13 protein-coding genes are annotated in these 14,076 nt (G+C 31.5%); 8 read left to right on the top strand and 5 right to left on the bottom strand.

Translation table 11 applies throughout. The features are described 5' to 3' along the window. Positions 1 to 275 precede the first annotated feature (275 nt). A complete protein-coding gene (locus RCG18_RS25950; RefSeq protein WP_308038855.1) occupies positions 276 to 2,219 on the top strand; it encodes a molybdopterin-dependent oxidoreductase in 1,944 nt (647 codons plus the stop codon). Between the two features lie 111 nt (positions 2,220 to 2,330). Here the strand turns inward: RCG18_RS25950 and RCG18_RS25945 are convergent, their stop codons facing one another. Next, positions 2,331 to 3,014, bottom strand: coding sequence for a hypothetical protein (locus RCG18_RS25945; RefSeq protein WP_308038854.1), 684 nt, complete (start codon positions 3,012 to 3,014; stop codon positions 2,331 to 2,333). Positions 3,015 to 3,210: 196 nt separating this feature from the next. Between RCG18_RS25945 and RCG18_RS25940 the strand changes: the two genes are divergently transcribed. After that, the gene (locus RCG18_RS25940; RefSeq protein ID WP_308038853.1) at positions 3,211 to 3,762 is read left to right on the top strand and encodes a cupin domain-containing protein; all 552 of its coding nucleotides are present in this window, start codon (positions 3,211 to 3,213) and stop codon (positions 3,760 to 3,762) included. Positions 3,763 to 3,901: 139 nt separating this feature from the next. On the opposite strand, the gene RCG18_RS25935 is transcribed toward RCG18_RS25940, so the two are convergent. Next, positions 3,902 to 4,036: a hypothetical protein gene (locus tag RCG18_RS25935; RefSeq protein ID WP_308038852.1), complete on the bottom strand. Its 135-nt coding sequence runs from the start codon at positions 4,034 to 4,036 to the stop codon at positions 3,902 to 3,904. Positions 4,037 to 4,204: 168 nt separating this feature from the next. Here RCG18_RS25935 and RCG18_RS25930 point away from each other — a divergent pair, with 168 nt between their 5' ends. Together RCG18_RS25930 and RCG18_RS25925 are read left to right on the top strand one after the other, a co-directional pair. After that, the gene (locus RCG18_RS25930) at positions 4,205 to 5,545 is read left to right on the top strand and encodes a hypothetical protein (protein WP_308038851.1); all 1,341 of its coding nucleotides are present in this window, start codon (positions 4,205 to 4,207) and stop codon (positions 5,543 to 5,545) included. Next, positions 5,545 to 5,685 carry a hypothetical protein gene (locus tag RCG18_RS25925; protein WP_308038850.1) on the top strand — a complete coding sequence of 47 codons (141 nt, stop codon included), beginning with the start codon at positions 5,545 to 5,547 and terminating at the stop codon, positions 5,683 to 5,685. The genes RCG18_RS25930 and RCG18_RS25925 overlap by 1 nt, the downstream gene beginning before the upstream one ends. Before the next feature lie 74 nt (positions 5,686 to 5,759). On the opposite strand, the gene RCG18_RS25920 is transcribed toward RCG18_RS25925, so the two are convergent. Next, complete coding sequence (locus RCG18_RS25920; RefSeq protein WP_308038848.1) at positions 5,760 to 5,903, bottom strand: hypothetical protein; 144 nt, start codon at positions 5,901 to 5,903, stop codon at positions 5,760 to 5,762. Positions 5,904 to 6,427: 524 nt separating this feature from the next. On the opposite strand from RCG18_RS25920, the gene RCG18_RS25915 reads away from it, so the two are divergent. Continuing rightward, positions 6,428 to 7,780 (top strand): aspartate aminotransferase family protein, encoded by a 1,353-nt coding sequence (locus tag RCG18_RS25915; protein ID WP_308038847.1) that lies wholly within the window; start codon positions 6,428 to 6,430, stop codon positions 7,778 to 7,780. A 56-nt stretch (positions 7,781 to 7,836) separates the two neighbouring features. On the opposite strand, the gene RCG18_RS25910 is transcribed toward RCG18_RS25915, so the two are convergent. After that, positions 7,837 to 8,901, bottom strand: a complete 1,065-nt coding sequence (locus RCG18_RS25910) for a reductive dehalogenase domain-containing protein (RefSeq protein WP_308038846.1) — start codon at positions 8,899 to 8,901, stop codon at positions 7,837 to 7,839. Between the two features lie 250 nt (positions 8,902 to 9,151). Here RCG18_RS25910 and RCG18_RS25905 point away from each other — a divergent pair, with 250 nt between their 5' ends. The 3 genes from RCG18_RS25905 (at position 9,152) to RCG18_RS25895 (ending at position 12,671) form a co-directional block, all read left to right on the top strand. Beyond that, positions 9,152 to 10,480 carry a S41 family peptidase gene (locus tag RCG18_RS25905; protein ID WP_308038845.1) on the top strand — a complete coding sequence of 443 codons (1,329 nt, stop codon included), beginning with the start codon at positions 9,152 to 9,154 and terminating at the stop codon, positions 10,478 to 10,480. A 166-nt stretch (positions 10,481 to 10,646) separates the two neighbouring features. Then, positions 10,647 to 10,796 (top strand): hypothetical protein, encoded by a 150-nt coding sequence (locus RCG18_RS25900; RefSeq protein WP_308038844.1) that lies wholly within the window; start codon positions 10,647 to 10,649, stop codon positions 10,794 to 10,796. A gap of 84 nt (positions 10,797 to 10,880) precedes the next feature. Then, positions 10,881 to 12,671 carry an aminopeptidase P family N-terminal domain-containing protein gene (locus tag RCG18_RS25895; RefSeq protein WP_308038843.1) on the top strand — a complete coding sequence of 597 codons (1,791 nt, stop codon included), beginning with the start codon at positions 10,881 to 10,883 and terminating at the stop codon, positions 12,669 to 12,671. 66 nt (positions 12,672 to 12,737) lie between these two features. Here RCG18_RS25895 and RCG18_RS25890 read toward each other — a convergent pair whose 3' ends face one another. After that, a complete protein-coding gene (locus RCG18_RS25890) occupies positions 12,738 to 14,012 on the bottom strand; it encodes an aminotransferase class I/II-fold pyridoxal phosphate-dependent enzyme (protein ID WP_308038842.1) in 1,275 nt (424 codons plus the stop codon). Between the last annotated feature and the right edge of the window lie 64 nt (positions 14,013 to 14,076).

Below are 14,076 nucleotides of genomic sequence, written 5' to 3'. Positions count from 1 at the left end.
ATCAGTAGAAAATAAAAGGAATGTTGATATATCCTATAGATAACACATTCCTTTCTTGTTATCTGTAAAATCATATGAAAAATATCACATTACTAATTATACCTAATTCGATCTACTATGGATTCTTTCTTAAGTCCTTTTTCTATATAAGAAGATTAAATGAAAGAGTTTTTATTCTATTATCAATTTTAAAAAAATATGCTATAATTTTGAAAATATACAAGAAAGGTAGTGTATTTGAAACCAATAGAAGCTTATAGGAGGTATTGCAAATTATGAAAAGTCATGGATGTACGCTTGATTGTTTTGGATGCTGCAAATTAAATGTTCATGTTGAAGATAATAAGGTAGTAAAAATAGAAGCAGATAAAAATCATCCTTATACAAAGGGAATAATGTGCGAAAAGGGGAGAAATCATTTAAAAAGATTAAATGATAAAGACAGGCTATATTCCCCTATGAAAAAGAAAGATGGAAAATGGGTAAACATAAGCTTTGAAGAAGCTATAGATATAATTGCGGATAAATTAAAAAATTATAAAGAAAAGTATTCCTCGAATTCTGTAATGCATTATAGTGAATCAGGTTCAGGCTCTATACTAAAGGGAATAGAAGACATATTTTTTAACTTCTATGGCGGTATAACTAAAGCGGATGGAGGGACTTGCTGGAGCGCCGGTTCTAAAGCGCAAAAGTATGATTTTGGATATAATAAATCGCATTTTATAGATGATGTTCTAAATTCAAAGAATATAATACTTTGGAGTAAAAATCCGGCAAATTCTCACATACAGTTGTTTCATAGAATAAAAAAGGCAAAGGAAAAAGGGATAAAAATAATAGTAGTAGATCCTCTTTGTACAGACACCGCCAATATTGCTGATATTCATATAAAAATAAATCCATCCACAGATGCTGCACTTGCTATGGCAATGGCAAAAATAATAATAGAAGAGAACCTGCAGGATACAGAATTTATAAAAGAAAATGTGATAGGTTTTGAGGAATATAAAGCTTATTTAGACACTTTAGATATAAATTATCTATGTGATGAATGTGGTGTAGGTATAAATACAATAAAAGAGATTACTTATCTTTATTCTAAAGAAAAATACAGCTCTCTATATATAGGGTACGGAGTTCAAAGATATAAAAATGGAGGTAACTCTATAAGAGCAATTGATGCTTTAGGAGCTATAACTGGAAGTATAGGTAAAAAGGGTGGGGGAGTAAATTACAGCAACAAAGTATATCCTGACGTGTTAAATTTAGATCCTTACAATAGTTATAAATATGCTTCAAAGGAAAGAGAGTTTGATTTAAATGAGTTTCCAAATTTTGCAAAGGATAACCTAAAGGCTATATTTATAAGCAAGGCAAATCCTCTTAATCAATGGCCTAATTTAAATGAATTTACAAAGGCATTTAAAGGCATAGAATTTAAGGTATGCATAGACATGTTTTTAACTGATACGGCAAAGCATTGCGATTTGGTTATTCCATGCACAAATACCTTAGAAACTGAGGACTTATTATACACCTCAATGAGTAATCCATATATAATATATAATGAAAAATGTGTAGAACCAAAGCACAAATTAATGGACGAATACTATTTCTTCAGAGAACTTGCAAGAAAAATGGAAATGAAAGAATATCCTTATGTACCTAAGAAGGAATATTTAACACAAATTATAAAGCCTTTAGAAGATAGGAGAATAACTCTTGAAAATATAAAAAACGAGTATGTAACTATAAAAGAAGATGATGTTGCATGGAAGGATCTAATATTCAAAACACCGTCAAAAAAAATAGAGATATATTCTGAAAGTGCAAAACAGAATAATGTAAGTCCAATACCAGTTTATATTAATGAGAAAAGCTCTAAACTCAGACTTATAACTACTCACCCTAAAAGATCTTTAATGTCTCAAAGCTTTAAAGATATAGATACAATGGCTGTAGCTAATATAAGTCAGAATACCGCTAAAAATCATAATTTAGTTAACAGAGAAATTGTTGCATTAAAGTCTTCTAATGGAGAAATAGATGTGCAGATAAATATAAATAATAAACTTATGGATAACATAGTTCATATGGAAATAGGTTGGTGGGAAAAATGCTCAAATCCAAATTTCTTAACAGAAGGGGCAGTTTCTGATATGGGCAAACAAATAGCTTATTATGATACTTTCGTTGAAATAAAAAAGAAAAGTTAACTTAAGGTTGTTATTGATTCTATTGTTATGAGACAATTTAATCCTTAGTAAATCAGAGTGGCAAAGGAATTATTACTTTGCCACTTTTATTTCGATTTATTGTACATGGATTTATTTGTTAATATCCAAGCTACTATCCTGTAATTCCTCTGGTTCTTCAACTAATAGTACATTATTTAAGTTAGATTTTCTGTTATCTAAAGTGTTATGATTTATATGTTTTGTAATCATATCTTCAGGTGGATTCATTAAAAAGCTTTCTAAAAAAATTCTTCCATTTGGAGAATTGGCTACAGCATGATGCTCTCCACGGCTTACATAATAAACCCAAGAATAACCGCTGTTTATTACTTTATCTAAATCTTCCTTATCAATTAAGGTTTTATCTTTTTTTATTCCATGTTTATCTCTAAGGATAACAGCGATGGTTTCTGAATCTACATCCTCATAATCATTAACTACTGCATTTTGATCATACACTTCTATATTACATCTTCTATTATCTAGAGTGTCCCCATTAATATGTCTAATAGGAGTCTTAGTATGTACATCTAAAATAAATGAGTGTAAGGATTGTTTCTCTTTAGACTTTTTACCACCAGCGGAATAAACTAGGCTTTGTACCAGGTAGCTATTAAAATCTTTGTTCCACTCTGGAAACCAAAGACCTTTATCTAACACCATTTTTAAATCATCAGTATCTATTTTAGTATCAATGATTTTACCATCTTTTTTTCTTAATTTTATATATGCAGTATCTCCTTTTACTTCATATTCATTATTTATAATAATCACCGCTTTCTTTTGTTATTAGTATTATGTATATAATTTTTGTGTCAGTATTTTTAATTATACCATAAATGTTAATTTTATTATTAGGTAGAAATAGAACCAGGTTTGATAATTGACATTGTAGATAAATAATGTAAAATAATAATTAAGATAGCTTAGGCATTATAATATTTTATATGATGATAAGGATGTGTTACTTTTGCTAGGACCTAAAATTAGAGAGATAAGACAGGAGAAAGGATTAAAATTGAATGAATTAGCTGATAAAACAGGATTGACAGCTAGTTACCTTTCACAAATCGAGCGTAATCTTATTGATCCTTCCATCTCATCGTTAAGGAAAATTTCTGTTGAGCTAGAAGTACCTATTTATACATTTTTAACTGATGAAAGGAAGCAAAATGTAGTTATTCAAGCAGATAAACGAAAAAAACTTGAACTTCCTAATTCCAGTATTGTATATGAATTTGTTACTCCTATGGCTTCAGATAAAGAAGTAAATTCTAAAATGGAAATTATTTATTTTCAGTTAGATCCATACAGCTGGAGCAATGATGAATTAATGATACATCCGGCAGATGAATGTATATTTATAATTGAAGGTACTGTTGAAGTATATCTATCAGAAGAAAAGCATACCTTAAATAAAGGTGATAGTATTTATATACAAGAAAATATTCCACATAGGTTTTATAATCCAACTTCCGAAAAAGTTATTGGCATAAGCAATATATCTCCACCAATATATTAGTTAAGAATTAAGAGTTAACAATTGCGGAGGATTTTTCTACGATTCTCTACGGAAAATCTTTAATTTAGTTTTACCTTCGATAAATGAAGTTTGATTGATGATGTTTCGCCTCAGCGGAACATCCACTTCAGCATAGTTTTCAAGCTGTAAATTCAAAGACAGCAGCATCAAGAAATTCCCATACTCCTGCTTCACTAATTCCTTCATCTGTATTTGAACTAACAATTTTAGATGAAGAGTTAACATCAAGCTCTTTACTCTTCTTAACATGCATAGGATTAACAATATCTATCTTAATTCTATTTTGTTTGATAAATTTTGTTAAACAAAACTAAGAGTGTCCTGTAGGTTCCATATCTACAATTAAAGTATTAGTCTTTCACTTTAAAATATGATTTTTATATGGTATACTATAATAAAAAATTCCATTGGAGGTAATAAAATGAATAAGTTTATAAAAAACTTATCTGTAGCAATTTTAGGGGGCTCTTTATTAGCTACTCCTATAAATGTATTAGCAGCAGAGCCGCCTAAATATGCCGATTGGATTATAAACCAAGCTACCCTAAACATTCGAGATAAAGAAGCACAAAAAGAACGTAAGCTTTGGGACTCTTATAGCGCTGACCAAAAATATAATAGAACCTATAAAAAATATGTTGATAAAATTGCTGAGTATAACAAAAAAATTACACTTCTAAGAGCAATGGTTGATGCAGATGACAGCAAATCAATTGATGATGATGTAGATGCATTAAAATCTCAGATTTCTGAAATGAATAGAGAAATATCTGCAATTCCACTTGGAGAAAAATCTGGTAATAGCAAATTATATTTAGAGAAAAGTTGTACTGAATTAAGTACTGTAGCAGAAAAATTAGGATGGTACAGCTTTTATAAATGTGTTAAAGCTGGTGAAATAGGAGAAATTAAAAAAGCTACTACACAATTGGATGATGCAATAAAAACTTTTACAGAACATTTTTCAAACTGTTATAATTATTCTTTTATAGTACAAAATAACGGATTTAATTCTACAGAAGTAAATATGGCTAACTCAGATCTGTACAAATTTACGAAAGAATATACAGAAAATTTTGTGAAGTGCTATGATGATTTAGATTCAGCATATAAAGCTCTACAAAAAGGCAAAGCTCAATATGATTTATTGGAATCAGCAAATAAAAACATTTCCAAACCTGGTTATTTCGATGGTTTTACTTCTAATAAAGCCATTGTAAGTAAAATAGAGATCACTGCTAATTCTGCTAAAGAAGCTTATAATGCATTAGAAAGATATAACATTGATGTTACGACTGGAGATAAAGGCAGTGATAAAATTTTCAAAGAAAAATTTAGTACATTTAAAACAAAATTAGATGAATTAAAAGCTGAACTTACAAATTTAGAACAAAAGAATTCAACTCTTCAATACAAGGTAGATCAAGATGTAGAAGCAGCAAAGGCTGCAGAACGTCAATTTTTAGAAGATAAAGGCTTTAATTCTATGGAGGAATATGAAAAATTCTTAAAAGATCAGCAAAAATTAGTTACACAACAGCAAATAGCTGCCGAAGCTGAAAAAATAAGTGCAGAAATAAAAAGACAAGAAGAAGAAAGAAAAGCTGAGATTGAAGCTGCTCATACAAAGTGGCTAGATGAAAGAATTGATTTTGCTAAAGGACAAGCTAATCAAAATCATGATAAATCTTTCTATATGACTAAAGTTCAAAAAAACTTAAAAGAGCGTATCTTAATAACACTTACCTTGGAACTATTTTAATGGAAAAACAATCTGAAGCTTATGATACCATGTGGACTATTGCAAGTAGTGGGAATGCTAATTTAGATTTATTACAGCAATTATACGACCAATATCCTAATGATTTTATTAATATAGTATTTTTTTATAAAATGAAATAAATTTATGTAAATTAAATGTATATAAGATGAAGTAGATAAATTTCTCCAATACGGTCGTTATATATTTGTGGGTTTCATTTATGGAGGCAATGCTCATTGCCCCCATAAATGAAGAATTTATTCTCAATCATTTTTCTTATCTGTTCAAAAATATCTTTTTCAATATATTCATATACATTTCCATCTTCATCTAATTCAAGTTCTTTATCGAACTTCATTAGCCTGTTCCATAAGCGCCTTTGTAGAATTTATGATTTATGATTACAAAGCAGATCAAGTATATCTTCGGGTATCTCCCCATTGTTTTATCTTGTAACTCGCCATCCATATCAGACACTATCCAAAACTTATTATTAAGCTTGACCAAGCAATTTTATTTCAAACCTAAAGCATCAGATATACGAAGTCCCGTTTTATACATTACCCATACTACAGGAATTATTTCTTTATGAAGATTATTTATATGCTTAGACAATTGGCTTAAAATGAAATCTGGTACATAGTCAATTTGGTCATAAGATTTTTTATTTAGTTTAGGCCTGTCTTCGGGGAAAATAAGCATTTGCAGGTTTATAAATTATTACATTTACACACAATTAAATAAGTATAACTTAATTTTTTAATAAATAATTAAAAAATGATTGAAATTGCTTTTAATGTGTAATAGAATAGTTAATAAGAAAGAAATTAATAAATACTTAAAAAGTTAATAAATAATTATTTGTTTGGGGAGGGGAGCATAATGGCTATAAATGTAAAACGTTGTGAAAATATTGTTGCCCAAGATGCTGAAGTAGTTGGGGCTGCTTGTAGAGTACCTTATTACCCACTGGTTGTAAAATGTGGACGAGGGGCGATAATTGAAGATGCCGATGGAAATGAATATATAGATATGCTATCTAGTGCAGCAGCAACCAATGTGGGACATTCACATCCTAAAGTTGTAGATGCAATTGTTGAGCAGGCAAAAGAAGTTATTCACTACACACCAGTTTACACATATCATGAGCCTTTAGTTAAATTGGCAAAAGAGCTAACAGAAATTACACCGGGAAACTTTAAAAAGAAAGTAGTATTTGGTCTTACAGGATCTGACTCCAATGATGGAATGATTAAATTAGCCAGAGCTTATACAGGAAGAAGTAAAATAATTTCCTTTATAGGTGCTTATCATGGCTCCACATACGGCTCCATTTCACTTTCTGCTATAAGTCTAAATATGCGCAGAAAAATTGGACCGCTAGTTCCAGATATTTATCATATAAATTATCCTCATTGTTATCGCTGTAAGTTTGGTAAAAAAGAAGAAAGCTGCAACTTAGAATGTCTTCAAGATTTTGAAGATAAATTTAAAAGTTATTTGCCGCCAGAAGAAGTAGCTGCAGTAATAATGGAGCCTATACAAGGAGATGCAGGACTTATTGTGCCTCCACAAAAGTATATTAAAAAGTTATATGACTTGTGCAAGAAAAATGGAATTTTATTTGCTGTTGATGAGGTACAGCAGGGCTTTGGAAGAACAGGAAAATGGTTTGGAATAGAAAGCTTTGGAGTTGAACCGGATATAATAGTTATGGGAAAATCAATAGCTTCTGGAATGCCGATGAGTGCAATTGTTGCAAGAGCGGAGATTATGGAAGCGGTAGGACCGCCTGCACATGCTTTTACAACTATGGCAAACCCTATATGCTGCAAAGCTGCTCTTGCCACAATTAATGTAATAAAAGAAGAAAAACTCTTAGAACATTCTAAAAATTTAGGTGAATATACAAAAGAACGTTTTAATAAGATGAAGGATAGATATTCACTAATTGGAGACGTTAGAGGTGTCGGATTGAATATAGGTGTTGACTTAGTTAAAGATAGAGACACAAAAGAAAGAGCACAAGAAGCTGCGGCAAAAATTTGTTATAGATGCTGGGAAAAGGGAGTATTGCTCACCTTTTTTGCAAACAATGTATTACGTGTTCAACCGCCACTCGTAATAACTAAAGAGCAAATTGATAAAGCACTTGATGTTATTGAGGCTTCAATAGTGGAATATTTAAGAGGGGACATTTCAGACGAAGTGCTTAAGGTAGCCAAGGGCTGGTAGGTAAAAAATGCTAGGAGTTGTACCTAGCATTTTTATTTTACACAGGTTTGTTAAATCTAACGGAGCCAATCAGGATTACCGGGTACAAAAGGCTTATTACCATACTTTTTTCTAAATTCACCAATAACATTTGCTATAAGTTCAGGATTATCTTTAAAAGTATCTATATCTTTTATAACTTCTATGTTTTGGCTAAAAGGACAACTTGATATACACATACCACAATCAGTGCCGGTGTATGTCCATTTAATGTAACAAGTTTCTTGTTCTGTTTTCCAATTGAAATTACTATTACATTCTTTTTTAGTTTCAGTTGATATAGAGTGAGAAGGGCAGATTAATGCACAGTTTTTACATAGTTCACAAAAGTCTTCAAGACCAAAGGATACAGGTTCGTCTACTTCAAGTTCTAAATTGGTAGTAACAACTCCTAGCCTAAGTCTAGAACCAAGCTCTTTATGTGTAAGCATGCTGTTTCTTCCTATTTCCCCAAGTCCTGCATCTTTAGCTACTAAAACAGGCATAAGTAAATAGTTTGCATCCATATGATTTCTGGCATCAAAGCCTAAACTTCTTATGTAATAGCTAAGAACCATACCTATTATAGCTGCATCTACGTAGCACTTAGAGGTTTCTATAACCTCCGCAATCATAGGCCCTCTATTTATCATATCTTTATCCATTTCAACTGCGAAAACTATACCATATTTATGATCCGATTTCACTTCTTTCCCATAAACCTCAGGGTGTCTACCTCTATGAGTGTAAAAATGGTAATCCTTAAGCTCTGTGATTCCCACTAATTTTGCTCCATAATGCTTAGCAAAGCCTTTTATTCTTTTAGTTATGATTTTTTTATTACCTTCAATTTTTATTGGATTAACATCACCTTCACACAGGTGTCTTATATCACCTAAGAAATCAAAGGCACAACTTGCCATAGGAGAGTTTAATGAACTATAAGTCATAGTGTCTTCATCGCAGAGACGAGGTCTAGTTCTTATGCTGTCATCAATAGCTTTTTTATCAGGATTTCTATTATAATAATCTTCATAAACATCAGTATCTTTTTGATAATTTACTCTAGAAAACATTACATCTCTTTCGTCAACTCTTTTCATTAGTATACCCCCAAAAACAATTGAATTTTATGCTTTTAGTATACTATCAAAATAATGAAGTTTCTATATATTTCAATTTTTTTATTTAAATAGCAGTAAATTTAATTGTGTATGGAGGAATTAAATCTAATTTATAGAATTTGTATTTATATAAATATAATTCTAAATAAGGAGTATAACACAAAATTTTAGTATAATTTACAGTAGAGTAATACGGTTTACTATTGAAATGGTAAAGAAGGAGAAAGGTATGAATAGAAAAAAACTTAAAATTTTTGGAATAATATTGGGGGTTATAGTTGTTTTGTTATTAGGGACATGTATTTATGTATATGCTAAAAGTCCTATAACTGCATATAAAAGTAAATCCTATAGATCTAGTGGGAATGTAGTGTTAGATAAAAAATTGACCAAATTAGAGGTAAAAGAAGATGTAGAAAAGCTGATAAATACAACGGAAAGTACACATCCAATTTTTTTGGAAGGAAAAACAGAAAAGTATAAAAAAGCGATGGAGAGATTTTCAAAAGAGACAGATAAGGATATGACTACAGCTGAGTTTCAACTTTCTGTTAGTAGATATTTATCGGCAATACAAGATGGTCATACTAGAGTTTGGTTTGAAGAGGATCAATACTTAAATATTAATTGGAGATATTTAAAAGGTAATTTAGTTTTACTTGATAAAAATAATAAACCAACAAATAAAATAGTAAAAAAAATTAATGGTGTAGAAATAAATAAGGTTATGGATGCAATTAAAGATTTGTTTCCAGCAGAAAATTACGCAGCTGAAATTAGTAATAATTCTACTTATTCAAAGGGAAAGATGGTGCTTACTAATTCCGGTGTCGATTGTTCAAAGGACATGTTTGTAACTGTGAGAAGTGAAGCAGGAGAAGAAAATATCAAAGTAGACTTTGGCCAAGAGAATAGTTCTGAAAGCATAAATAGCAAAATTTCAAGTAAAAAAATTAATGATAAAACAGTATATGTAAAATTAGGTATTTGCGAAGTTAATGAAGACTTAAACAGGGTTGTAACAGACTTAAAAGAGGGTATTAATAATAATGTAAAGAATGTAATAATAGATGTTAGGGATAATCCAGGAGGAGACTCGCGGGCCTGCAATATGATACTGGACTCCCTTAAAATAAAGCCAGGACATTTTGGATCTATAATAAGATTTTCTCCATTAGCACAAGAACGATATGGGTATCTAAGAAAAAGTGGGTATATAGCTTATGATAGAAGTAATGAGGTTGTGAAAAATAAAGATATAAACTTATATGTTATTACAAATGAAGAAACTTTTAGTTCAGCTCAATGGTTAGCTACATTGGTTAGGGATGGAAATTTAGGTACTATAGTTGGACAGCCAAGCAGTAATATGCCTTCTTCATTTGGGGATGTATTAAATTTTCAACTGGATAACTCTAAGTTAGAAATTCAAATTTCATACAAAAAATGGACTAGACCAGATAAAAGCAAGGATAGTGAAAGGGCATTACAACCAGATATTGAGGTAGAGTATCCAGAAGATGCATTAAATAAAGTTTTTAAATTAATAGGTGTATAAATAATAAAATGACTAACTTTTAAACTACTATATATGTAAGTAAGTACGGATTTACACCTACTCGTGTAGGAGGATTTAGCTTTGAGGAGTTTGCTGCAGATATAAATAATTATTTTGAAATTTGCAATAGAAGTACCATGATTATTCCGCAATGTGAGCCATTAGGTTGTCTGGAACATTTGCACTAATTTATGCTGGAAGTGAGGAAGCTGCAAAAAAATATTTTCAAGATGGTTTTAATGGTGTAGCTTATGACATGGATACTAGGGTATATATTAATGCCTATAGAAATATAATTAAAAATATTAAGTCTTAAAAAGTGCATAGAGTGTCATCAAAACCATATTTTTGTGTTATACTTTTCATGAGAACATATAAGTATTGAAAGGAGATTAATATAATGAAAGTATCTGAAAGACTTAAAAAATTAAGAGCCTTGATGGTAGAAAAAAATATTAATATGTATATTGTACCTACTGCTGATTTTCATCAGAGTGAATATGTAGGTGAACATTTTAAAGCTAGAAAGTACATAACAGGTTTTACAGGTTCTGCAGGAACTGCTGTTATTACAATGGATAGTGCAGGGCTTTGGACAGATGGAAGATATTTTCTTCAAGCTGGAAAACAACTAGAAGGAACAACTGTTGAATTATTTAAAATGGGTGAGCCAAAGGTTCCAACTATAGAAGAATACATAGAAAGCACTCTTCCTGAAAAAGGAACACTTGGATTTGATGGCCGTGTTGTTGCTATGGGAAGTGGACAAGTTTATGAAGAAATTGTTCAAAAGAAAAATGGATCTATAAAATATGATTGTGATTTAATTGATGATATATGGGAAGATCGCCCATCACTTTCTGAAAAACCAGCATTTGCCCTTGATGTAAAATATACTGGCGAAACTACAGCTTCAAAATTAAAACGTGTTAGAGAAGCAATGGAAGTTGCAGGTGCAAACGCGCATATAATTACATCTTTAGATGATATAGCATGGCTTCTTAACATCCGTGGAGACGATATTGAATTCTTCCCTCTGATTTTAAGTTATGTAATCGTTACGATGGATGAAGTACATCTTTTCATAAATGAAAATAAGCTAAGCGTTGAAATAAAAGCAGATCTTATGAAAAATGGTGTAACAGCTTTCCATCCATATAATGATGTATATGAAGAAGCTAAAAAATTCACTGCAAAAGATGCATTATTAGTTGACCCTGTTAGAATGAATTATGCATTATATAACAACATCCCTAAAGATGTTAAAAAAGTAGAAAAAGAAAATCCATGTGTTTTATTTAAAGCTATGAAAAACCCAACTGAAATTGAAAATATTAAAAAAGCTCAAATTAAAGATGGAGTAGCACACGTAAAATTTATATACTGGCTGAAGCAAAACGTAGGCAAAGAAAAAATTACAGAAATGAGCGCAGCTAATAAATTAGAAGAATTACGTGCAGAGCAAGGAGGATTTATCCGTCAAAGTTTTGAACCAATATGCGCATTTGGTGAGCACGGCGCTATCGTACACTATACTTCTTCTCCTGAAACTGATGTAGAACTTAAAGAGGGATCTTTATTCTTAACAGATACAGGAGCTGGATTCTATGAAGGCTCTACTGACATAACAAGAACTATTGCATTTGGAGAAATACCACAAACAATGAAGGATCACTTTACTTTGACTGTACAAAGTAATCTTCGTCTTGCTCATGCAAGATTCCTTTATGGATGTAATGGTATGAATTTAGACATACTTGCACGTGCTCCATTCTGGGATAATAACTTAAACTTCAACCATGGAACAGGTCACGGTGTTGGATATTTAATGAATATTCACGAAGCACCAACAGGATTTAGATGGCAGTACCGTGCACATGAAGTTCACCCAATTGAAGAAGGCATGGTGCTTACTGATGAACCAGGAATATATATTGCAGGTTCTCACGGAGTTAGAATTGAAAATGAACTTCTTGCATGCAAAGGCGAGAAAAATGAATATGGTCAATTTATGTACTTTGAGACAATTACTTATATACCTATAGATTTAGATGCAGTAAACCCTGAAATGATGAGTGCACAAGAAAAAGCGTGGTTAAATGAATATCATAAGGTAGTATATGATAAAATTTCACCATACTTAAATGAAGAAGAAAAAGAATGGTTAAAAGAATATACTAGAGAAATCTAATAAATAAAATCAATCGAGTAGTAGAAAACAATTATTTTTCTACTACTCGATATTTAATTGCAAATATTAGCGTTGAGCTTCATACTGTCTTAAAAGCTTAACAAATAACTCAGGAACTTTTTCCATATTTTCAGGAGATTCTATGAAAGCAATACGGAACTGTGTGTTTCCTGGGTTAGGTTCACCTGGCTTAATGTCGTAGAAACCTTTTAAAGGTGCTACTAGAAGAGTTGTATCTATGCCATTGTAATTTACTGAACCTTTTTGCGCGCAGTATAAAACAAAGTCGATTGAATCAAATCCTGATTTTACAACATTTCTAACATCAATTACTGAGTATATAGATGCATCAGGGCTAGAAACTATAAGACTAGGTTCTAGTTTCTTCATACCATCATATAATTTAAACATTATTCCTTTGTAATAGTCACGAAGACCTTTGCACCATCCAGCAATGCTTTCCTTGCTTTCATGCGCTAGTGCTCCGAATATATACTGACCGATTACATTAGCACATAGATTTGCAGTGTATTCAGCTACTGATTGAGTATGGTACTCTGAATTATCAGTGATTACAGCCCCGATTCTTAAACCACAGGCATTCCATACCTTTGATGCAGTTTCGATGCTTATTCTTCTGCCTTCTATACCAGGTACATCTGCGTCAGTTAATCCCCAGATGCTTACTAGATCAGTGTTTTCATCATAATACAATTCACGATAAGCTTCGTCGCTTACCATCCACATATTATATTTTACGCATAGTTTAGCAAGCTCTTTAAGAGCTGGATAATCATAGAGCTGACCTGTAGGATTGTCGTAAGGTATTACAAGAAGTGCTCCAGGATTGTGCTCTTTAATAGTTTCTTCAATTTTATCTAATTCTGGAAGACTGAACTTTCCATCTTCGTTTAAATGACGTTTTACTGTAACAGTTTTACGTCCAATTCTTTCTGCAAAAGAAATATAATTTGTATAGGCTGGGTCAATCATCATAAGAGGTCTGTCCCCAGTGCCTGCATCACCACAAACGCCAAGTAATAATAGCTCCATACCACTGGATCCGCCATCAGTTACCTGAACAAATAATTTGCTAGTATCAAAACCTTCGCACTTAAGAATGTTTTTAAAAGCATCCTGAGCCTCAGCTACACCAGCAGTACCTGAATATCTTATGACACCCTTTGCAAATGGACTTTCAGGTGCATTTAATTCAAACATTCTTTTCTGCATAGCAGGATTTGTTGGAAGTGAAACGTTTCCAATTGCGACATTGATTAATGCTGGTTTTTCTTTACGTTCTGCAAATCTCATCTGGCCAAGTCTTACGTCTGATGGCATCCTTTTTTGAAATGATCTGATAATACTGGTTTATTCATTTGTAAAATTCCTCCCCAAAATGTAA

The organism is Clostridium sp. OS1-26, assembly GCF_030915445.1.
Taxonomy (GTDB): Bacteria; Bacillota; Clostridia; order Clostridiales; family Clostridiaceae; genus Clostridium_AM.
Note: the sequence above shows the minus strand (reverse complement) of the source record. Positions and strands in the feature narration are given on the sequence as shown.

Excerpts from the sequence above, each read along its gene's own strand:
- RCG18_RS25910 (WP_308038846.1), bottom strand. The coding sequence starts at position 8,901 with ATGAAAAGAGTTGACGAAAGAGATGTAATGTTTTCTAGAGTAAATTAT.
- RCG18_RS25930 (WP_308038851.1), top strand. The coding sequence starts at position 4,205 with ATGAATAAGTTTATAAAAAACTTATCTGTAGCAATTTTAGGGGGCTCT.
- RCG18_RS25950 (WP_308038855.1), top strand. The coding sequence starts at position 276 with ATGAAAAGTCATGGATGTACGCTTGATTGTTTTGGATGCTGCAAATTA.
- RCG18_RS25915 (WP_308038847.1), top strand. The coding sequence starts at position 6,428 with ATGGCTATAAATGTAAAACGTTGTGAAAATATTGTTGCCCAAGATGCT.
- RCG18_RS25920 (WP_308038848.1), bottom strand. The coding sequence starts at position 5,903 with ATGAAGTTCGATAAAGAACTTGAATTAGATGAAGATGGAAATGTATAT.
- RCG18_RS25905 (WP_308038845.1), top strand. The coding sequence starts at position 9,152 with ATGAATAGAAAAAAACTTAAAATTTTTGGAATAATATTGGGGGTTATA.
- RCG18_RS25895 (WP_308038843.1), top strand. The coding sequence starts at position 10,881 with ATGAAAGTATCTGAAAGACTTAAAAAATTAAGAGCCTTGATGGTAGAA.
- RCG18_RS25925 (WP_308038850.1), top strand. The coding sequence starts at position 5,545 with ATGGAAAAACAATCTGAAGCTTATGATACCATGTGGACTATTGCAAGT.
- RCG18_RS25890 (WP_308038842.1), bottom strand. The coding sequence starts at position 14,012 with ATGCCATCAGACGTAAGACTTGGCCAGATGAGATTTGCAGAACGTAAA.
- RCG18_RS25935 (WP_308038852.1), bottom strand. The coding sequence starts at position 4,036 with ATGCATGTTAAGAAGAGTAAAGAGCTTGATGTTAACTCTTCATCTAAA.